At 70.2% G+C, this 17,929-nt stretch carries 21 protein-coding genes; 11 read left to right on the top strand and 10 right to left on the bottom strand.

From position 1 onward, the window contains the following. Positions 1 to 6: 6 nt before the first annotated feature. Positions 7 to 753, top strand: coding sequence for a flagellar basal body L-ring protein FlgH (gene flgH, locus AC0IY0_RS09000; protein WP_147855644.1), 747 nt, complete (start codon positions 7 to 9; stop codon positions 751 to 753). Positions 754 to 759: 6 nt separating this feature from the next. Here the strand turns inward: flgH and AC0IY0_RS08995 are convergent, their stop codons facing one another. From AC0IY0_RS08995 to AC0IY0_RS08980, 4 genes are all read right to left on the bottom strand, one after another. Continuing rightward, positions 760 to 2,058: a Gfo/Idh/MocA family protein gene (locus tag AC0IY0_RS08995; RefSeq protein WP_147908792.1), complete on the bottom strand. Its 1,299-nt coding sequence runs from the start codon at positions 2,056 to 2,058 to the stop codon at positions 760 to 762. A 265-nt stretch (positions 2,059 to 2,323) separates the two neighbouring features. Beyond that, positions 2,324 to 3,082 (bottom strand): phosphatase PAP2 family protein, encoded by a 759-nt coding sequence (locus AC0IY0_RS08990; RefSeq protein WP_147908793.1) that lies wholly within the window; start codon positions 3,080 to 3,082, stop codon positions 2,324 to 2,326. A gap of 31 nt (positions 3,083 to 3,113) precedes the next feature. Next, positions 3,114 to 3,632, bottom strand: coding sequence for a 2'-5' RNA ligase family protein (locus tag AC0IY0_RS08985; protein ID WP_147908825.1), 519 nt, complete (start codon positions 3,630 to 3,632; stop codon positions 3,114 to 3,116). A 26-nt stretch (positions 3,633 to 3,658) separates the two neighbouring features. Then, positions 3,659 to 4,765, bottom strand: a complete 1,107-nt coding sequence (locus tag AC0IY0_RS08980) for an SPL family radical SAM protein (RefSeq protein ID WP_147908826.1) — start codon at positions 4,763 to 4,765, stop codon at positions 3,659 to 3,661. A gap of 157 nt (positions 4,766 to 4,922) precedes the next feature. Here AC0IY0_RS08980 and AC0IY0_RS08975 point away from each other — a divergent pair, with 157 nt between their 5' ends. After that, entirely contained in the window at positions 4,923 to 5,876 is a 954-nt protein-coding gene (locus AC0IY0_RS08975) for an alginate O-acetyltransferase AlgX-related protein (RefSeq protein WP_471763635.1), read from the top strand. Here the strand turns inward: AC0IY0_RS08975 and AC0IY0_RS08970 are convergent. Beyond that, positions 5,870 to 6,094: a hypothetical protein gene (locus tag AC0IY0_RS08970; RefSeq protein ID WP_147908795.1), complete on the bottom strand. Its 225-nt coding sequence runs from the start codon at positions 6,092 to 6,094 to the stop codon at positions 5,870 to 5,872. The genes AC0IY0_RS08975 and AC0IY0_RS08970 overlap by 7 nt on opposite strands. 235 nt (positions 6,095 to 6,329) lie before the next feature. Here AC0IY0_RS08970 and AC0IY0_RS08965 point away from each other — a divergent pair, with 235 nt between their 5' ends. From AC0IY0_RS08965 to AC0IY0_RS08940, 6 genes are all read left to right on the top strand, one after another. Beyond that, positions 6,330 to 7,304 carry a glutathione S-transferase family protein gene (locus AC0IY0_RS08965; protein WP_471763634.1) on the top strand — a complete coding sequence of 325 codons (975 nt, stop codon included), beginning with the start codon at positions 6,330 to 6,332 and terminating at the stop codon, positions 7,302 to 7,304. Positions 7,305 to 7,395: 91 nt separating this feature from the next. Beyond that, on the top strand, positions 7,396 to 7,863 hold the full coding sequence (locus AC0IY0_RS08960) for a hypothetical protein (RefSeq protein WP_147908797.1): 468 nt from the start codon (positions 7,396 to 7,398) through the stop codon (positions 7,861 to 7,863). Between the two features lie 72 nt (positions 7,864 to 7,935). Then, the gene (trxA, locus tag AC0IY0_RS08955) at positions 7,936 to 8,850 is read left to right on the top strand and encodes a thioredoxin (RefSeq protein ID WP_471763633.1); all 915 of its coding nucleotides are present in this window, start codon (positions 7,936 to 7,938) and stop codon (positions 8,848 to 8,850) included. Positions 8,851 to 8,911: 61 nt separating this feature from the next. Next, positions 8,912 to 9,577, top strand: a complete 666-nt coding sequence (locus AC0IY0_RS08950) for an LON peptidase substrate-binding domain-containing protein (RefSeq protein WP_147938342.1) — start codon at positions 8,912 to 8,914, stop codon at positions 9,575 to 9,577. A 13-nt stretch (positions 9,578 to 9,590) separates the two neighbouring features. Beyond that, positions 9,591 to 9,797 (top strand): Trm112 family protein, encoded by a 207-nt coding sequence (locus AC0IY0_RS08945; RefSeq protein WP_147854793.1) that lies wholly within the window; start codon positions 9,591 to 9,593, stop codon positions 9,795 to 9,797. A gap of 597 nt (positions 9,798 to 10,394) precedes the next feature. Then, the gene (locus tag AC0IY0_RS08940) at positions 10,395 to 10,784 is read left to right on the top strand and encodes a hypothetical protein (RefSeq protein ID WP_419829607.1); all 390 of its coding nucleotides are present in this window, start codon (positions 10,395 to 10,397) and stop codon (positions 10,782 to 10,784) included. A 6-nt stretch (positions 10,785 to 10,790) separates the two neighbouring features. On the opposite strand, the gene AC0IY0_RS08935 is transcribed toward AC0IY0_RS08940, so the two are convergent. The 5 genes from AC0IY0_RS08935 to AC0IY0_RS08915 all read right to left on the bottom strand — a co-directional run bounded on the left by AC0IY0_RS08935 (position 10,791) and on the right by AC0IY0_RS08915 (position 16,016). Then, positions 10,791 to 11,153, bottom strand: a complete 363-nt coding sequence (locus AC0IY0_RS08935) for a SpoIIAA family protein (RefSeq protein WP_147854795.1) — start codon at positions 11,151 to 11,153, stop codon at positions 10,791 to 10,793. Between the two features lie 77 nt (positions 11,154 to 11,230). Further along, positions 11,231 to 13,417 (bottom strand): primosomal protein N', encoded by a 2,187-nt coding sequence (locus tag AC0IY0_RS08930; protein WP_471763632.1) that lies wholly within the window; start codon positions 13,415 to 13,417, stop codon positions 11,231 to 11,233. A 64-nt stretch (positions 13,418 to 13,481) separates the two neighbouring features. Then, positions 13,482 to 14,645 (bottom strand): MFS transporter, encoded by a 1,164-nt coding sequence (locus AC0IY0_RS08925; protein WP_471763631.1) that lies wholly within the window; start codon positions 14,643 to 14,645, stop codon positions 13,482 to 13,484. A gap of 338 nt (positions 14,646 to 14,983) precedes the next feature. Further along, positions 14,984 to 15,589: a PAS domain-containing protein gene (locus AC0IY0_RS08920; RefSeq protein ID WP_419829608.1), complete on the bottom strand. Its 606-nt coding sequence runs from the start codon at positions 15,587 to 15,589 to the stop codon at positions 14,984 to 14,986. A 214-nt stretch (positions 15,590 to 15,803) separates the two neighbouring features. Beyond that, on the bottom strand, positions 15,804 to 16,016 hold the full coding sequence (locus tag AC0IY0_RS08915; RefSeq protein WP_471763630.1) for a hypothetical protein: 213 nt from the start codon (positions 16,014 to 16,016) through the stop codon (positions 15,804 to 15,806). Positions 16,017 to 16,294: 278 nt separating this feature from the next. On the opposite strand from AC0IY0_RS08915, the gene AC0IY0_RS08910 reads away from it, so the two are divergent. Genes AC0IY0_RS08910 through AC0IY0_RS08900 form a run of 3 tightly spaced genes read left to right on the top strand, consistent with a single transcriptional unit; the run spans position 16,295 to position 17,921 of the window. Further along, on the top strand, positions 16,295 to 16,834 hold the full coding sequence (locus AC0IY0_RS08910) for an AraC family transcriptional regulator (RefSeq protein ID WP_471763629.1): 540 nt from the start codon (positions 16,295 to 16,297) through the stop codon (positions 16,832 to 16,834). A gap of 59 nt (positions 16,835 to 16,893) precedes the next feature. Further along, positions 16,894 to 17,361 carry a nuclear transport factor 2 family protein gene (locus AC0IY0_RS08905; RefSeq protein ID WP_471763628.1) on the top strand — a complete coding sequence of 156 codons (468 nt, stop codon included), beginning with the start codon at positions 16,894 to 16,896 and terminating at the stop codon, positions 17,359 to 17,361. Positions 17,362 to 17,366: 5 nt separating this feature from the next. Continuing rightward, on the top strand, positions 17,367 to 17,921 hold the full coding sequence (locus AC0IY0_RS08900) for a TetR/AcrR family transcriptional regulator (RefSeq protein WP_471763627.1): 555 nt from the start codon (positions 17,367 to 17,369) through the stop codon (positions 17,919 to 17,921). Positions 17,922 to 17,929: the final 8 nt, after the last annotated feature.

The following is a 17,929-nucleotide window of genomic DNA, read 5'->3' as shown; positions in this document are numbered from 1 at the left end:
TTCCCGATGACCAGCCGCCTCGCCCTGACCCCGCTCGTCGCCGTGCTGTTCGCCGGCCTCGGGGCCTGCAACACCGCCGACCGGCTGTCCCAGGTCGGCGCCACCCCGGCGCTGTCGGCGATCGAGGATCCGACCACCCAGCCGGGCTACAAGCCTGTCCGGATGCCGATGCCCGACGTGCAGCCGGTCTCCTACGCGCCGAATTCGCTCTGGCGCACCGGCTCCCGGGCGTTCTTCAAGGATCAGCGGGCGGCCCGGCTCGGCGACCTGCTGACCGTGAAGGTCAACGTCACCGACAAGGCCAACATCAACAACGAGACCAAGCGGTCCCGGGCCAACACCGAGAGCTTCGGCCTGCCGAACGCCCTGGGGCTGGAGAACAATGCGGTCGGCAAGTCCTTCGGCGTCGGCAGCACGGCGCTGCTCGCCGCCACCTCGGCCACTGCCAACGACGGCGCCGGCTCGGTCCAGCGGGCCGAGACCGTGACCACCAACGTCGCCGCGGTGGTCACGCAGGTGCTGCCCAACGGCAACCTGGTGGTCGAGGGCAAGCAGGAGATCCGCGTCAACTTCGAGGTTCGCGAGATGGTGGTGGCCGGCGTGGTCCGGCCGGAGGACATCGAGTCCGACAACACCATCGACTCGACCAAGATCGCCCAGGCCCGCATCGCGTATGGCGGCCGCGGCCAGATCACCGACGTGCAGCAGCCCCGCTACGGCCAGCAGATCGTGGATATCCTGCTGCCGTTCTGAGCGCTCTCAGCTCGGCTCCTCCGGCTCCGGCCCGCGGGTCACGTCGAGGCCCGAGGCGGCCCCCGCGGGCGGCCCGACCTTCACCGGCGCACCGGTGCGCGCGGCCTCGTAGATCGCCTCCATGAGCACCTGATCCTGCAGCCCCTCTTCGCCGGGGGTGCGGGGACGCAGGTTCTCCTGGATGCACCGGGAGAAGTGGTCCATCTCGAGGGCGAACTGGTTCTTGGGGCTCAGAACCTTCTCGTCGCGGGTTCCGTTCTTGCCGTCGCGGTGGGACACGAACAGGCGCTGGCCCTCGTACGCGAAGGCGTTCTGCAGATCGACGGAGGCGCTCCCGGTGTGGAGCGTCAGGCTCCGGGCCTCGTACACGCCGTAGCTCGACGTGCATTGCGCGATCACCCCGGACGGGAAGCGCATCGTGAAGGTGACCGTCTCCTCGACCTCGCGGAACTTCGGATCGTCGGGCGGAGAGTGGATCTGGGCCTGGATCAGGTCGGGCTCCTCGCCGAGGACGGCCCGGGTGGTGTTGAGGCAGTAGAGCCCGATATCCGGCAGCGATCCGCCGCCCGCGAGCGCCTTCTTGAGCCGCCACTGCTCAGGCAGCCCGCTCGTCTGGCCGTTGAACGCCTGGATCAGCCGGGGACGCCCGAACTCGCCTGAGCGGGCGAGCTTGATCACCGCGCGGTTGTGCGGCTCGTACTGGCAGCGATAGGCGATCATCAGCTTGACGTTGGCCTGGTTGCAAGCCGCGATCATGTCGCGGCACTCCTGCGAGGCCACCGCCATTGGCTTCTCGCACAGCACCTGCTTTCCGGCTGCCGCGGCGGCCAGGACGTTGTCCCGGTGCACGCTGTTGGGCGTCACGACGTAGACCGCCTGGATTGCCGGGTTGGCCTTCAGCCGATCCCACTCGTCGTAGCCGTAGACGGCATCCTCGGGCAGGCCGTATTGCCGCGCCACGAGCTTGGCCTTGTCGGGGGTTCCCGACATCACCGCGGCCAACCGCGAGCGCTTGGTAACCCCGAAGGCCGGCAGGATCTCGTCGAGGCTCAAACGCCCGAGGCCGACGACGCAATAGCCAACCCGCTGGCCCGGAGGCTGCGGCGCCGGGCTCGGCGCCGGCGGCCGGTCGGCCGGGCCGCGCCAGTTCGGGAACATCACGCGGCCGCCCTGAACAGCGCCGGTATCGGCCGGAACCGCCGGGCCGAGCTGGGCCGCCTGGGCGGTGCTGCCGAGGCCAGCGCCGGCCAGGGCGCCCCCCGCGGCCAGGAGGGTGCGTCGTGAGAGTCGGGTGTCGTCCGCCATGAGCCTCGCCGTTTCGCTGGATCCGGGTCACGGCAGCGAATCGCCGCGACATGGGACGAGCGTCCGCGATCAACGCTGTCCCGTCAGTGAACGCAGGCCGCCATCCGGTCGTTTCCGGACAGCAGCGCGGCGCGCAGACGCGCGACCTCCGCCTCACTGTCGGTCAGGCGGCGGGCCGCCGGCATCCGACTCGGAGGCCGCCTCCGTCGCCTCGCGGATGGGACCCGAAGGCCCCCTCAACCTCCGGTTTACCTTGATCGTCCGGTCAGGCGGGCGGCGGGGGATCGGGCGCCTCCACCTCGCCCCGCCGCTGAAGCTGGAGGGCGACGAACCAGCACAGCGACGCCCAGGCCGCGCCGATGCACCACCCGGCCAGCACGTCGCTCGGCCAGTGAACGCCGAGATAGATCCGGCTGAGTCCGACCAGCAGCGTCAGGCCGACCCCCAGTCCGAGAACCAGGGCCTTCGCGCTGCGATTGCGGTCGAGCCGGGCAATGAGGGTCGCCAGGGTCAGGTACGCGATCGCCGACATCGTGGCGTGGCCGCTCGGGAAGCTCGCCGTGAAGACCTCCATGCCGTGCGGGACAAGGTCCGGCCGGGGCCGCTGGTAGAACAGCTTCAGCACCGTCGAGATTAGCTCACCGCTGCCGACCGCGGCGAGCACGAACAGGCTGATCCGCCGGCGTCCGGAGACCGCCAGGTAGGCCGCCACCGCACAGGTCAGGAACAGGACCGTGAAGACGCTGCCGAGCCCGGTGATGTCGCGCATCGTCTCCTCGAGCCAGGGCGGCCCGATCGGGTCGGACAGGTCGGCGGGATTGCGCAGGGCCAGGAGGATCTTGCGGTCCAGCGCCGCGGTCGAGCCCTCGCCGACCTCGTGGGCGAGGTAGAAGAAGCCGTAGCCCAGGATGCTGACCCCGAGCAGAGCCACGAGGGGCCCGACCTCGTTCAGCCGAAGGCGCAGCCAGACCGACATCGCGCGCCCGGTCAGGGGATTGCGCTGCAGGCCACCCGGCGCCCTCATGGCGCTCCCCTTCCGGTCGGCGTGAGAACCATTAGGCATTCTCCCCGAAGGCCAGCGTGGCGACGGGCTCCCAGGGACCGCCAAGATAGCGCCACAGTTGCGTCGCGGGCGCAGTGAAGTGGAACGGCGCGAAGCCGGCCGACAGGTCGGCGCGGAGCGCGCGGGCCTTGTCGGGGGTGACCTTGTTCTGCACCGTCACGTGTGGCCGCCAACCCTGCCGGTCCTGCGCCGTCAAGTAGGGCTCGAAGGCCTTGGCCAGCCGAGCCCGGAAGTTCGACAGCGACTCTGATTCGAGGACGTAGGCGACGCCGCGGCCCGTGAAGCGCAGGCCCGTGACGGCGACGCCAGGCGCCGGCACCGTCCGGGCCAGCGTCGTCACCGCCTCGATCACCCCGCGCTCCCGGTCCCCCGGCAGGTGGTGGAACAGCGTCGCGTGGGCCGGGATGAAGTTCAGGGCCTCCGGGAAGTTGCGCCGGCGCTCGCCGTCGAAGCGCGCGAAAGTCGGCTCGTCGAAGGCGAGCGTCAGGATCAGGGGGGCCGCGTCATGCATGAGACGCGACATGGCGCCAAAACCGCTCAGGTCCAGTAGAGCACCCGCGCGGCCGGCAGGTCGCGAGCGAGGCGATCCGTCAGATGCGTGCGCATCGCCTGCATCAAGGGCTTCGGGAAGACGTGCTTCACGGTGCCGAACTTGGTGCGCTTCTCCACGCGGTCGGCCTCGTCGAGGGGCAGGTCCGATCCCGGGTACCAGCCGCGCAGGACCGCCTTCGAGATCGGCGTGAAGCGGTGGGTGATGAGTTCGGCGGTCAGGTCCAGATCGGGGATGCCCGCCAGCGCGTCGGCGGCATCGCGGATCAGCCCGGCATAGGCCGCCTCCCAATCCGGTACCGGGATGATCGGCGCGATGGTTAGGCCCACGGGATAGCCGGCCCGCGCCATCGCGGCCATGGCGGCGAGCCGCGCGTCGAGCGGGTCGGTGCCGCCCTCGTAGCGGGAAGCGGGACGGGCATTGACCGAGAAGCGGATCCGCGTGCGCCGGTTGTGCGGCAGGTCGAGGAGCGGGGCGACGGCGGCGAACTTCGTGGTGAAGCGCAACTGCACCGGCGCGTTCCAAGCGCCGAAATGCCGGATCGCCGCCGAGAGCGAGCCGGTGAGATGCTCGATGCCCAGAGGATCCGTGTAGCAGGACGCCTCGAAGGTCGTGCCCTCGTGAGCGCGCTCAGTGGACGCGGAGGTCACGGCGCCCTGGCCGGCATAGCCCGCGAGGTTGCCCAGTATCGCGTCGAGATTGGCGTAGGCCCGGGTCAAGGGCGGCCCCTGGAGCGAGCCGGCGAGGTAGCAATACTGGCAATGGGCCGGGCAGCCCTCCGCGAGGTCGAAGCGCCAGTCGGCCGAGGGCGGGATCGGTTGCAACCGCAGCTTCGTCGGCGGCGCCACCGTAATGGCGAGGGTCGCCTTGGCAGCGGTGTAGGCCCGGCGCGGATCAGCGTCGCGCAGCCCGGTGAGGCGGTTGGCGGCGAGCCGCTCCACGGGCAGCCCCATCGCCTCGGCCCGCGCGACCATGGCACGCCCATGCGCGAAATCCAGCGCGGCCGGGGTTACCAGCACTCGGCGCGGGCGCCAGAGCCGGGCCGGACGGGCACGGGCCGAGCCGTGGCTTTCAACCGGCGAGGGGGCGGGCATCAGGGCAGCGCTGGACGACATGTCTGTCGAACGCACGCCACCCCGGGCGGGTCCGGCCTCGGCGACCCGGCAGCGTGCGGCCGAAGCGCTCGCCGCATTGAAGGCCTGTCGCCGTTCCCGATTGCAAGGTGATCGGGAACGGCTCTAAAGCACCGCCATGGCTGCAGGCAGGGAGAGCGTACATGTCGGCCGCGACGGATGGCTGTTCCTCATCGGCGGCACCAACCGCGTCCTGGACCGTTACCGGGGCGGATTGCGGCACTGGCTGCTCCTGCGCGGCTGGACGCGGCTGATCGAAGCCCGGGCCCGGCGCGCGGAGCGTCTCGGGATCCGCTGCCTTCACGTGATCGTGCCGGAGAAGCTGTCGGTCTACGACGACAAGACCGACGGGCTGCGTTACGCCCCGGGCAAGGCCTCCACACGCCGTCTGGCGCGACGCCTGGCCCGGCATCCGGCCTACCTCGATCTCCTGGCGCCCCTCCGGGCGGGCCGTGACGGCCTGGTGCCGCTCTACCTCCGCACCGACACGCATTGGACCATCGAGGGCTGCCTCCTGGCCTATCGCGAGATCATGCGCGCGCTGGGGTCGATCCCGCCGGCCGATATCGGCGCGCGGCCGCAACTCGTCACCGAAGCCGTAATGGACCTCGGCGAGAAACTCAGCGAGCGCCCACTGGAGCGGCTGAACCGGTTCATGCTGCTGCGCGACGCCAAGCGGGTCGAGGTCGGCCCGCTGCTCGCCGCCTACGAGGTGCAGGGGCGCGACCGGGAGGCCCATGTCGGGGCCCACGTCGTCTTCCGGAACGAGGCGGAGGGCGCCGACCCGCGCCGCCTCGTGCTGTTCGGTGATTCCTGCGCGCATTTTGACCCGTTCCTGCTGACCGGGCTGCTGGCCGAAAGCTTCCGCGAGGTTCACTTTGTCTGGTCGGCCAGCCTCGACTGGGGCTACATCGAACGCGTGCGCCCCGACATCCTGCTGTTCGAGTTGGCCGAGCGATTCCTGGCGCGGCTGCCGCGGGACGATTTCGACGTGGCGGTCTCTGGCCAGCGCGGGACCGGCGGGCGGCTGGCGCAGATGAACGGCGCCGGGCGCGCCACCGCGGCTCAGTAGATCGCGGGGTCCAGGCGGGCGAACTCGGTGATGCTGGCCCCTTGATACTTGACGAAGGATTCGGGGGCGCAGGCGATCCCGATCATCAGCACGAGCAGGGTGGCGACGCAGGCGAGCGTCGCCGTGACCACGTCCGCATGCCGCTTAAGGGTGTGGATCAACAGACACCCCAGGGTGAACAGGGCCGCCTCAGCGACGGGCACCAGCGCGAACGACATCTCTCAGCTCCATCCAGTCTCCCGCCGAGCCGGGGGCGCTGCGGATGCGCAGAAGCGGGCGGGTGGCCGGAAAATGGCCGATTATGCTGCACTGCAATAGAAGCGTTCGCGCAAGCCTGCGTTGCACGAGGCTGGGGCGCACGCCGGAACCGAGTCGGACGGCGCCGCCGGCCCCTTTCCGCAGCCGTCCGGGCTCCCATCTCGCTTCGACGACCATCTGAACCGGGATATCACCATGGGCCTCCTCGTCGACGGCGTCTGGCGCGACCAGTGGTACGACACCGCCTCGACCGGAGGCCGGTTCGAGCGAAAGGCCTCGTCCTTCCGCAACTGGGTGACCGCCGACGGAGCACCCGGTCCTTCAGGGGAGGGCGGCTTCAGGGCCGAGCCGGGGCGCTATCACCTCTACGTCTCGCTGGCCTGCCCGTGGGCCCACCGCACCCTGATCGGGCGGGCGCTCAAGGGCCTGGAGGAGGCGATCACGGTCTCGGTGGTGGATCCGCACATGGGTGCCGAGGGCTGGGTGTTCGGAGACACGCCCGGGGCGACGCCGGACCCGATCCATCGCGCCAGCCGCCTCTACGAGGTCTACCGGGCGGCGGACTCATCCTATACCGGCCGCGTCACGGTGCCGGTGCTGTGGGACCGCAAGCGCGGCACCATCGTGTCGAACGAATCCGCCGAGATCCTGCGGATGCTCAACAGCGCCTTCGGGGAGACCGGGCCGGACCTGTACCCCGAGGATCTGCGCGTTGCGATCGACGCGATCAACGAGCGGGTTTACGACCGGGTCAACAACGGCGTCTACAAGGCCGGCTTCGCCACCGCGCAGGACGCCTACGCGGCAGCCTTCGAGGCGCTGTTTTCCGAACTCGACGCGCTGGAGGAGCGCCTCGACCGGGGCCGCTATCTCTGCGGCGACCGACTGACCGAGGCTGATATCCGCCTGTTCACGACGCTCGTGCGGTTCGATGCCGTCTATGTCGGGCATTTCAAGTGCAACCGGCGCCGCATCGCGGATTATCCCAACCTGTCGAACTATCTGCGCGACCTCTACGCGCTTCCCGGTGTGGCCTCGACAGTCGATTTCACGCACATCAAGCGGCACTATTACGAGAGTCATCCGACCATCAACCCGACCCGGATCGTACCGCTCGGTCCAGAAATCGATCTTACCGCCCCAAACGACCGTGCCCTACGGTTCGGTTGAGCGGAGGCCGATCCCGCCCGGCAGGCCCGCCTCCCTCGACAGACCGTTCAGGACGCCTAGTTCGACCGCAAACGGAGGAGACAGGCCTGCCATGACGAACCGACTGCGCCTCGCGCTGCTTTGCGCGCTCCTCGGCCTCCCCTGCACGGCGCACGCGCAGGCTGCGCTCCGGCTGGAAGGGTCGTGCGAGAAGCTGATCGTCAACGGCCAGGATCTCAGCGCGTCCTGCAGCGACGTGCTGATGAATGCCGTCAACCGCAACCGCACGAGCTTCGACTTCTCCGCGAAGGATGGCCAGACCATCAGCTTCAGCGGCAACGGCGCACAGCAGGAGGCGACCGAGGAGACCGACCCGCTGCAGCCGATCAACTTGGTGATGGTCGGCAAGGACGGGACGCCGACGCTGGCGATCGGCGCCTGCCGCTTCTCGGCCCCGGAGCCCGGCCGCACCGCGATCACCTGCGAGGCCAGCACGGCGGATGGCCGCGCCTTCGCGGGAACCTTCGTAACGGCCGCCAAAGCTGCGGAGAAGGGGGCACCCGGGGCGCCGGCCCGGTGAGTTTGGACTGGTCAGACCCGGTCCGAAGCCCCATCTAAGGCACTCCACGAAAAAAGTTCCGAAGCTAGGCCAATGCTGAATGACACCCTTGCCGGCGGCGCTGCTCCGGCCGGCGACACCGATGCCCTGATCAAGGACACGACGACCGCGGGCTTCCGACAGGATGTCATCGCCGAGTCGATGCACCGGCCGGTCCTGGTCGATTTCTGGGCGCCTTGGTGCGGCCCCTGCAAGCAGCTCACGCCGGTCCTGGAGAAGATTGTCAAGGCGGCCAAGGGCGCCGTGGCGCTGGTCAAGATGAACATCGACGACCATCCCTCGATCGCGGGCCAGCTCGGGATCCAGTCGATCCCGGCCGTGATCGTGTTCCAGAAGGGCCAGCCCGTCGACGGCTTCATGGGTGCAGTACCGGAAAGCCAGATCAAGGAGCTGATCGACCGTGTCGCGGGCCCCGCCCAGGATCCGGTCGAGCTGGCACTCGCGGACGCCGCCGCCCTGATCGAGGAGGGCGACCTTGCGGGCGCCTCCGAGATCTACGCCGCGGTCCTGGAGCAGCAGCCCGACAACGTGGCGGCGCTCGCCGGCCTGGCGAAGATGCAGCTCGACGCCGGCGAGATCGAGAATGCCAAGCGCGTGCTGGCGATGGTCCCGGACGCAAAGGCCGCCGACCCGGCGCTCACCGGCGTCCGTGCCGCCCTGGAACTCGCCGAGCAGGCCGCCTCGCTCGGCGACCTCACGGGATTGCAGCGTGAGGTCGACGCCAATCCGGACGCCCACCAGGCGCGGTTCGACCTCGCTCTGGGTCTCGCCGCCGCGAACGAGCGCGGACAAGCGGTCGATCACCTGATCGAGTTGCGCAAGCGCGACAAGGAATGGAACGAGGATGCGGCGCGCAAGCAGCTCCTGCAGTTCTTCGAGGCCTGGGGCGTGATGGATCCCGACACGATCCGGGGACGACGCAAGCTCTCGGCGCTCCTGTTCTCATGACACTTCGGCTCGCCCTGGGGCGGATATTCCGCCCCAGCATCAGGCCCATCCGGGAGGCGCCATGAGCACCCATGCGAGCTACAAGGGCCCGGCGGATTGCCCCGCCGTCATCCCAGTCTTTCCGCTGCCCGGCGCATTGCTGCTGCCGCGCGGCCAGATGCCCCTGAACATCTTCGAGCCACGCTACCTGTCGATGATCGACGACGCGATGCGCACGGATCGGGTGATCGGGATGATCCAGCCCGATCCGGAAGGGTCGGGGGCGGCGAACCCCAAGCTCTACCGGGTCGGCTGCGTGGGACGGATCACGCAATACGCCGAGACCGGCGACGGCCGTTACCTCGTCTCGCTGACCGGCATCAGCCGGTTCCGGGTCGAGAGCGAGCTGGCCTCCACCAGCACCTACCGCCGCTGCCACGTCTCCTACGAGGACTTCGCGGTGGACTTCGAGGCGCGGGCGGGCGAGGAATTGGTCGACCGCGACGGCGTCCTCAAGGCACTGCGCGACTTCGTGGAATCGAACGATCTGAAGGTGGATTGGGACGGGATCGACGAGGCGCCAGACGAGGCGCTGGTCAACGCCCTCTGCATGATGAGTCCGTTCGGCGTTCGCGAGAAGCAGGCGATGCTGGAGGCCCCCGACCTTAAGACCCGGGCGGAAATCCTGATCGCGGTCACGCAGATGGAACTGGTTCGCGGCTCCGGCCCCGAGCCGACGATGCAATAGGCTCGCACGACCGATGACCAACGACCTCACAACCACCGTCGAGGCGACCCGCGTGGACCCCAAGCTCCTTGAGATCCTGGTTTGTCCGCTGACCAAGGGCACGCTCGAATACGATTCCGCCCGCCAGGAACTGATCAGCCGCTCTGCGAAGCTCGCCTACCCGATCCGCGACGGCATCCCGATCATGCTGCCGGAAGAGGCGCGCTCACTGACGGATTGAGACGCGCGGGGCCGGGACACGCGGTCGGGCGGACATGGTCCGCGCCGCTCGACGAAGCACCGGCCTCGTACCGCCGCTCCAGGACGGGCTGCGACGGTCACGCAGCGCGTTCCGCTAGGTGCGCCGTACCTCCTTTCCCTGACGGCAGAGGACTTTTTCTTCATCCTGCCGTCGCGCTGTCCAGCCCGAAATGGACATCTCGTCTCTCGCCCCGGCGCGGGGGACCGATGCCTCGCCCTGCGATGCACGAGCTCGACGGTATGGGCGGGCGCGTCTGTTCCCCGTGCCAAGGCGCAATCTGAAAATCCGGGCGCGGGTCGAGAAGAATGCTACGCCGGGCCCGGGCGCACCCGTTCCACACGCCGCCTTCGAGGACGGCGTGGATGAACGTTCCCCAATCAATGATACGGCCAAGCAATCGCAGAGCGCGGCGTGACTATTTCCGCCTCATCGAGGCGCAGATCCTGATCTCACCCAAAAACCGTGCAGCCATACTCTTGCCGCTTCCCTCATTCAGCATTGCGTCATCCTCCATCGACGAGTGTGACCCAGCGCGCCATGACGGGCGGCGCGCGCTTTGCTGAAAGAGATACCCGCATGATCAAACTGGTCGCCGCCGCGGCTCTCGCCGCCGGCCTGTTCTCCGCCATATCCCCGTCGGCCCACGCCGCACCGGGCGCGAACAACGGAACGTGGTCGGTGGAACTCGTGACCGAGAGCGGGCTATGCAACGCCCGCTACACTTACGCCTTGGCGATCCGCGAGGGCCAGGTTCGGCTGGTCTCGGGCGAGGCAGGAGCCCGGGTGAGCGGCCATGTCGGCGCCGACGGCAGCGTCGGTCTCGCCGTCACCACCGGGACGGCGAGCGGGACCGGAACCGGGCGGCTTCAGGCCGGTACCGGCTCGGGCACCTGGAAGGTCGCCACCCTATGCTCCGGCCACTGGACCGCGCGGCGCAGGAACGACCGCACCGCGCAGGCCGACTGACGACGGTCAGGCGGCGCCGGCGAGCCAGGTCCGCGCCTCGGCGAGGCGGGCGCGCTCGAACACCTTGATCTGGGTCGGCGAGACGAAATTGAAGGTCTCGGCCAATGCCTTCAGCCAGGGCGCATCCGTCACCAGGGCGACATGGCTGACGCTCTTCATCATCGAGATGCCGAAGCGCGGGTCCTTGAAGAAGGCGGCCGGCTCCATGCCCTCGAAGGCGCGGATATCCTCGAGCAGCTTGATCTTGCCGCCCTTGTCGAGGTCCGCCTTCATGGCATTCATCGCGGCGTTCATCTCCTCGTCGGAGATCTTGCCGTCGACCACGATCTCGGCGACGTTCGAGTCCGGCGTCTTGGTATAGCTCAGCACTGATCGCTCCTCCGGGAACCGCACGCGTCCCGCCGCCGATCTCCGGCCGCGGGTCCGCTGCCCGTGGCCGCACTGTCTTACAAAAAGCTCTGCGGGTCGACATCGATCGCGACCCGGACGTTGCCACGCACCTTCGGGCCGCGGGCGATCCAGGCGCGCAGATAGGCCTGCATGTCGATGTTGCGCTCCGTCTTCACCAGCAGCCGGAAGCGGTAGCGGCCCCGGACCAAGGCGAGCGGCGCCTCCGCGGGCCCCAGCACCATCACACCCTCCGGCGGATCGGCGGCGCGGGCGAGCGCCTGTCCGTGCGCCTCGGCGACCTCCCGCTCGGCGGCCGAGACGATCAGCGCGGCGAGCCGCCCGAACGGTGGCAGCCCCGCCGCCTCGCGGGCGTGGATCTCCTCCTGATAGAAGCGCTCCGCATCCCCCGACAACAGGGAGGCGATCACCGGGTGTTCGGGCTGGTAGGTCTGGACCAGCGCCCGGCCGGGCTTGTCGCCGCGCCCGGCCCGGCCGGTGACCTGCTGAAGCAGCTGGAAGGTGCGCTCCGCCGCCCGCGGATCGCCAGAGGTCAGTCCGATATCGGCGTCCAGAACGCCGACCAGGGTCAGGCTCGGGAAGTTGTGGCCCTTGGCCACCAGCTGCGTGCCGATGACGAGGTCGCATTCACCGGCCGCCACCGCCTCCAGCTCCTGTCGCAGGCGGTCGGCGCCACCGGGAAAGTCGCTCGACAGCACGACGATGCGCCGGTCCGGGAACAGCGCAGCGGCCTCCTCGGCGATCCGCTCGACGCCGGGGCCGCACGCGGTCAGGTTGTCGAAGGTGCCGCACTCGGTGCAGGCGTCGGGCCGCCGCTCGGTGTAGCCGCACTGATGGCAGACGAGCGCCCGCCGGAACCGGTGCTCCACGAGCCAGGTCGAGCAGTTCTTGCACTGATAGCGGTGCCCGCAGGCCCGGCACAGGGTCAGCGGTGCGTAGCCCCGGCGGTTGAGGAACAGCAAGGCCTGCTCGCCCCGCTCCAGGGTATGCTTCACGGCGTTGACCAGCGGCGGGCTGAGGAAGCGGCCCCGCTCGGGCTGGTCCTTGCGCATGTCGATGGCGGCGATGTCGGGCAGGCGCCGCCCGCCGAACCGCTCCGGCAGCAGCACGTGGCGGTAGCGCCCGCGCGCCGCGTTCACCCGGGTCTCGATCGACGGCGTCGCCGAGGCCAGCACCACCGGACAGCCCTCCAGGCGCCCGCGCACCACCGCCATGTCGCGGGCGTGGTAGTGGACGCCGTCCTCCTGCTTGTAGGCCGCCTCGTGCTCCTCATCGACGACGATCAGGCCGAGGCGGGCGAACGGCAGGAACAGCGCCGAGCGCGCGCCCACCACCACCAGAGCCTCGCCGGCCGCCACCGCGGCCCGCAGTCGCTCGCGGCGTTTGCCGCCGATGCCGGAATGCCAGGCCGCCGGCCGGACCCCGAAGCGCTGGGCGAACCGGTCGAGGAACTGCGCCGTGAGGGCGATCTCGGGCATCAGGATCAGCGCTTGGCGCCCCGCCCGGACGCAGGCCGCGACCGCCTCGAAATAAACCTCGGTCTTGCCGGAGCCGGTGACGCCCTCGAGCAGGATCGGCCGGTTGTCGGCCGCCTCCGCGTCGGGTGACAGCCACGGGAACGGCTCGACCAGTTCCGTCACCGCCTCGGCCTGGGCGGGCGAGAGCGGCGTGCGCGGAAAGTCCGGCTCGGGGGGCAGGGCGACCGGCTCGGGCTCGACCGCGATGGTCTCCAGGACGCCGTCGTCGATCAGGCCGTCGATTACCGAGAGCGAGACCCCGGCTTCCTTGGCGAGCGCGCTCTTGCCGCGCAGCGCACGGTCCGCGGCCGTCGCCACGACCTTGGCTCGCGCCGCGGTCGGCCGTGAGGGCGGCTTGTCGGTGAGGCGCACCGCAACCCGGGCGGTCTCGGCGGCGGCGGCCTCGTCGGGCAGGCGCAGCACCATGGCGAGCGCCGAGCCCTTCGGGGCGAGGGTGTACCGGGCGATCCAGTCGACCAGACTGCGCAGCGGCTCCGAGAGCGGTGCGTAGGGGAGGGTGCCGGTCACGGGGCGCAGGTTCGAGCCGCCGGCCGTCTCGGCCAAGCCCCAGACGACGCCCACGATCTCGCGGGGCCCGAGCGGCACCTGCACCACGTCGCCGACCGCGAGGTCGAGGCCGCCGGGCACGGCGTAGCTGTAGGGCGCATCGAGCGCCAGCGGGATCAGGATCTCGGCGACAAAGGGCATGCGGGCGTATCGGGCGGGTCCGTTCCGGGTCCGTACCACAGGGCCGGGAAAAGAACCCGCGGCTTCAGCCGTCCCGCAGACCCGGCACCAGCGGCAGGGCGGCGAGGCTCATGGCCGCCATCGCCCAGAAGGCCAGTGCCCCGAAGGCGCCGAAGAGCGCGCCGGAGGCCAGCGTCGCCAGCACGCCGGACAGGCCGAGGCCCAGGGTCCCGTAGAGTGCCAGCGCGGTGGCCCGACGTTCCGGGGGCGTCGCGGCCTCGATCAGGCCGAGGCAGGCGAGGTGCAGCAGGGCGAAGCTCAGCCCGTGCAGGACCTCCGCACCCGCGAGGACGGGGATCGCTGTGGTCGAGGCGAGCGCCGCCCAGCGCAGGGCGCCGGCCAGCGCCGCGACCGCGATTCCGGCCGGGAGCCCGATCCGCGCTAGGAGCCAGGGTCCGGCGAACAGGAACACCAGCACCTCGGCCGCCACCGATCCAGACCAGAGCAGTCCGGCGGTGCCGGCTCCAATTCCGGCAGCGCGCCACAGGATCATGGCGAAACCGTCATGCATGGCGTGGGCGCCGACCACCAGCGAAGCCGCGAAGACCACGCGCAGGAAGCGCGGCAGCCGCAGCAGATCCGCGAAGTTGTGCCACGGCATGGGGCCGTTTTGCGCGCCTTCGCGGACCGGCAGCGCCAGGGCCGCACCCGAAGCGGCGATGAACAGGCCCCCGCTCGCCACCAGCGCGGCCCACAAGCCGGACGCGGCGATCAGCCAGCCGGCGGCGCCGGTGGCGGCGATGAAGCCGGCCGAGCCGGCCGCCCGGACCCAGCCATACTGGAAGACGGCCCCGCCCCGGGCGGCGGCGAGCGCCAGCGCGTCGGCCAGCGGCGCAGGCGCGGCGGTTCCGGCCGCGTACAGCAGGGCCGGCCCAAGGAGCTGCCAGAACCCGACGCCGGGCAGGTGCGCCAGGACGGCGAGACCCGCGAGCGCGATGCTCGCCGCCAGGACGGGACGGCCGGCCCGGCTCCGGTCCGCGAAGGCGCCGGCCAGGGGGCCGATCACCAGCCGCAGGGCGCCGGCGGCTGCCAGGAGGGTGCCGATCTGCCCCGGCTCCAGCCCACGCGCCGCGAGAAAGCCCGGCAGGATCGGGGAGAGGAAACCGTAGGCCCCGTACAGGGCAACGTACAAAACGAGGAAGCGGGACAGACCACCCCGCCGAGCGGTGTCGCGCGCGCCGGGATCCATCGGAGCAGCCTCGTCAGGATGCGTGCGGCGGGCAGGGCGACATAGAGGTCCGATCGAAGAGAGACCGGGGTCGCTCCGACAACGGCCAGACAACAGCATCCGGATCGCCGAAGCAAATCACTGCTCCGGATGCATCGCCCGTTCAACCGGGTTAGCAATCAGCCGCCCCTACGCCCCCGCGCCTTGCAATCGCGCGGCCTTCGCAAACAACGTCTCGAAGCGGGCCCTCTCGTTTGCCGAGGGGCCGATATCCTCGCCGAAGGCCGATCCGGTCCGCGCTTCCGCGCTTCCGCGCGCGATCCTGTGCCAGGGTGCCGAGGAGCCGCCCCCGCGATCGGTCAATGCCCGCGCCGGCCTGCCGCCGCGGCGGCGGGGGTCTTGGCGATGCTCTGCCCGAGGCGCAGCAGCAGCATATCGATCAGCAATTGCAGTTCGGTATCCGCGACTCCTTCGAGCGCGTCGCGGCATTCGAGGGCCCGGTCGATGGCGACCGAGAGCGCATCCAGCGGCTCGACCGGCAACGGGGCGGCCTGCTCATCCTCGAGCCGGCTGTCGGTCACGTCGATGATGATGCCGTGCCCGGTCCGCCGGCTCGACGAGCCCGCCGGCAGCCGGCCGCGGTCGAGGATCCACCGGACCTGGCCGGCCGGCGAGAGCGTGCGGTACTCGGCCACGAACAGGCCGCCGCGCTCGCGGATCGCCTGGAACTGCCGCACCACCGCCGGCCGGTCCTCGGGATGGACGCAGGCCTTCGCGATCTCCAGCGGAATCGGCCGCCCGGCGAGGCCAGGATCGCCCGCGAGCACGTCGGCGGCGCCGGCATCGAGGGTGCAGCGATCGGACCGGGGCGACCACGACCACGCGCCGATCACGCCGGACGCGTCGAGGGCTGCCGACAGATCCACCGGCAGGCCGCGCGGGCGCTTGATCGCGTCGACAACCATGGGCGATCTCCGAAACCGGCGTGCCCCTCGCACGCATTCTTCGCAGCCATACAACCCATGATGGAATTAAGAGGCGGTTAACTCAACACCGCAACCTCAATGCTCTCCCGGTCATTCTACTGATGGATTGAGGTTATTCCCGCCGACCGACGAACCGTCCCCGGTTTCGCGCCATGTCGATGGACGCGCGACGGTTGTACTTCATGCGCGGGCTTCAGCCGATCTGCGTGACCAGCGTGAACACGCCGAACAGCAGCACCGCCCCGATCACAACCGCCAGAAGAATGAGCGCAGCCCGCGATTCTTGGATGTCCGACGCCATGAGCCTCCCCGATCGTATCGCCCGGTCCGCCGGGCCGCGCTCCGCGGCGCTTTGCGTGCCAGAGTTGCACCGATCGGCCTGGCTGTCGACGGTGGACGGCGCCATCGGGCGACAGGGATCTCTGGCCGAAACGGCGCCATCTTTGACCGGGTTCACCGCGCCGACCTAAGCAAGGTCCGGCACGATGCTTCGGCGATCGAGGGAGCGACCGATGCGAAGCGATGTTGTGTTCAGTTCGGAGGGCCGGACCTTGCGGGGCTGGCTCTATCGGCCGGACACACCGGAGGGCGCATCCGCTGCGGCCGTGGTGATGGCCCACGGCTTCTCGGCGGTGAAAGAGCTCCGGACCTTCCACGTCGCCCACCTTGCCGTAGCGGCCGAACGTGCCGACCGGTCTCGCGGTGACGCCGCTCCTGCGCGAACTGATCCTGCGGGCGATCCGCGATGGCCGGGCGGACGATCGGGTCGGGCGGCAGGGCCGGCTGTTCGATGTCCTGCTTGATGAGGTCGCCGCGCTCCCGCACTGCCCATTCTGCCTGGCGATGCCGGACGACCCGCGGCTCCGGCGTGTCTGCGACGCGATCCTGGCGCGTCCCGGCGACCGGCGGGACATGGCGGCCTTCGCCCGGGATGCCGGGGCCTCGCCGAGAACACTGGCGCGGCTGGCGGAACGAGAGCTGATGGTCCCGTTCTCAGTCTGGCGTCAGCAGGCCCGCGTCCTGGCCGCGTTGCCGATGCTGGTTGGAGGCGGATCGGTCGCCGAAACCGCGGCCGCGCTGGGCTACGAGACGCCCAGCGCCTTTGCGGCCATGTTCCGCCGGATCATCGGTGCAGCCCCGGCCGCCTATCGGACCCAGGGCGCGGATCCCGCCGCTGCCTTTGGACGAGCCGTACCGACCCGCAAGGCGAGCCGATCCGGTTGACGGGAGCTCCCGATGCGTCCACGTTTGTACCAATCGGTACAAACCGTGAGGATGCGCTGATGTCGGACCGCCCGCCATTTCCACCTTTCACCGCGGAGACCGCCGCCCGAAAGGCCCGCATGGCCGAGGATGCCTGGAACGGGCGGGATCCAGAGCGGGTCTCGCACGCCTACACGCCGGACAGCGTGTGGCGGAACCGAAGCGAGTTCCTGTCGGGGCGCGCGGCGATCGTGGCGTTCCTCCAGCGCAAGTGGGCGCACGAACGCGAATACCGGCTGATCAAGGAGCTCTGGACCTGCGGCGGCGACCGGATCGCCGTGCGCTTCGCGTACGAGTGGCACGACGCGGGCGGGCAATGGTACCGCTCGTACGGCAACGAGAACTGGGAGTTCGACGCGCACGGGCTGATGCGCCGCCGGATCGCCAGCATCAACGATCTGGCGATCGCCGCCGCCGACCGGAAGTTCCGTTGGCCGCTGGGCCGGCGCCCCGACGATCATCCGGGCCTGAGCGACCTGGGCCTCTAGGCACGGTGACGGTGCGCAGCGAGATTCTGCCGGCGCTCGCGGAGGTCTTTCGCGAGCACGGCTACGCGGGCGCCAGCCTCGCGCTGATCGGCAAGGCCACCGGCCTGGGCAAAGGCAGCCTGTACCACCTCTTCCCGGGCGGGAAGGCCGAGATGGCAGCCTGCGTGCTCGCGGAGATCGACGCGTGGTTCGAGGCCAACGTATACCGGCCGCTGCGCGAGGCCGACCGGCCCGAGACCGCGATCTGGGAGATGTTCGCGTCGGTCCAAACCTATTTCCGGTCGGGGCAGCGGGTCTGCCTCGTCGGCGTCCTGGCCCTCGGCAGCGGCCGTGATCTGTTCGCCGAGGCGGTGCGGGGCTACTTCGCCCGCTGGGTCGCCGCCCTCGCCGACGCATTGATGCGTGCGGGGCACGATGCGGAAGCCTGCACGGCGCTGGCTGAGGACGTCGTCGCGCAGATCCAGGGGGCGATCGTGCTCGCGCGGGCGCTCGACGAGCCGGCGGTCTTCACCCGCGCGCTGGCCGCGCTGCGGTCGCGGATCGCGACCGCAGCGGGCTGAGGCGTCGT

The sequence above is a fragment of the Methylobacterium sp. AC315 genome (assembly GCF_979253755.1).
The sequence above is the reverse complement of the archived record's forward strand: the minus strand, read 5'-3'. Positions and strand labels throughout refer to the sequence as shown.

What these genes read in the sequence shown, in the direction of transcription:
- flgH (WP_147855644.1), top strand. Translation starts at nt 7, where the DNA reads ATGACCAGCCGCCTCGCCCTGACCCCGCTCGTCGCCGTGCTGTTCGCC.
- AC0IY0_RS08995 (WP_147908792.1), bottom strand. Translation starts at nt 2,058, where the DNA reads ATGGCGGACGACACCCGACTCTCACGACGCACCCTCCTGGCCGCGGGG.
- AC0IY0_RS08990 (WP_147908793.1), bottom strand. Translation starts at nt 3,082, where the DNA reads ATGAGGGCGCCGGGTGGCCTGCAGCGCAATCCCCTGACCGGGCGCGCG.
- AC0IY0_RS08985 (WP_147908825.1), bottom strand. Translation starts at nt 3,632, where the DNA reads ATGCATGACGCGGCCCCCCTGATCCTGACGCTCGCCTTCGACGAGCCG.
- AC0IY0_RS08980 (WP_147908826.1), bottom strand. Translation starts at nt 4,765, where the DNA reads ATGCCCGCCCCCTCGCCGGTTGAAAGCCACGGCTCGGCCCGTGCCCGT.
- AC0IY0_RS08975 (WP_471763635.1), top strand. Translation starts at nt 4,923, where the DNA reads ATGGCTGCAGGCAGGGAGAGCGTACATGTCGGCCGCGACGGATGGCTG.
- AC0IY0_RS08970 (WP_147908795.1), bottom strand. Translation starts at nt 6,094, where the DNA reads ATGTCGTTCGCGCTGGTGCCCGTCGCTGAGGCGGCCCTGTTCACCCTG.
- AC0IY0_RS08965 (WP_471763634.1), top strand. Translation starts at nt 6,330, where the DNA reads ATGGGCCTCCTCGTCGACGGCGTCTGGCGCGACCAGTGGTACGACACC.
- AC0IY0_RS08960 (WP_147908797.1), top strand. Translation starts at nt 7,396, where the DNA reads ATGACGAACCGACTGCGCCTCGCGCTGCTTTGCGCGCTCCTCGGCCTC.
- trxA (WP_471763633.1), top strand. Translation starts at nt 7,936, where the DNA reads ATGCTGAATGACACCCTTGCCGGCGGCGCTGCTCCGGCCGGCGACACC.
- AC0IY0_RS08950 (WP_147938342.1), top strand. Translation starts at nt 8,912, where the DNA reads ATGAGCACCCATGCGAGCTACAAGGGCCCGGCGGATTGCCCCGCCGTC.
- AC0IY0_RS08945 (WP_147854793.1), top strand. Translation starts at nt 9,591, where the DNA reads ATGACCAACGACCTCACAACCACCGTCGAGGCGACCCGCGTGGACCCC.
- AC0IY0_RS08940 (WP_419829607.1), top strand. Translation starts at nt 10,395, where the DNA reads ATGATCAAACTGGTCGCCGCCGCGGCTCTCGCCGCCGGCCTGTTCTCC.
- AC0IY0_RS08930 (WP_471763632.1), bottom strand. Translation starts at nt 13,417, where the DNA reads ATGCCCTTTGTCGCCGAGATCCTGATCCCGCTGGCGCTCGATGCGCCC.
- AC0IY0_RS08925 (WP_471763631.1), bottom strand. Translation starts at nt 14,645, where the DNA reads ATGGATCCCGGCGCGCGCGACACCGCTCGGCGGGGTGGTCTGTCCCGC.
- AC0IY0_RS08920 (WP_419829608.1), bottom strand. Translation starts at nt 15,589, where the DNA reads ATGGTTGTCGACGCGATCAAGCGCCCGCGCGGCCTGCCGGTGGATCTG.
- AC0IY0_RS08915 (WP_471763630.1), bottom strand. Translation starts at nt 16,016, where the DNA reads ATGGCGCCGTCCACCGTCGACAGCCAGGCCGATCGGTGCAACTCTGGC.
- AC0IY0_RS08905 (WP_471763628.1), top strand. Translation starts at nt 16,894, where the DNA reads ATGTCGGACCGCCCGCCATTTCCACCTTTCACCGCGGAGACCGCCGCC.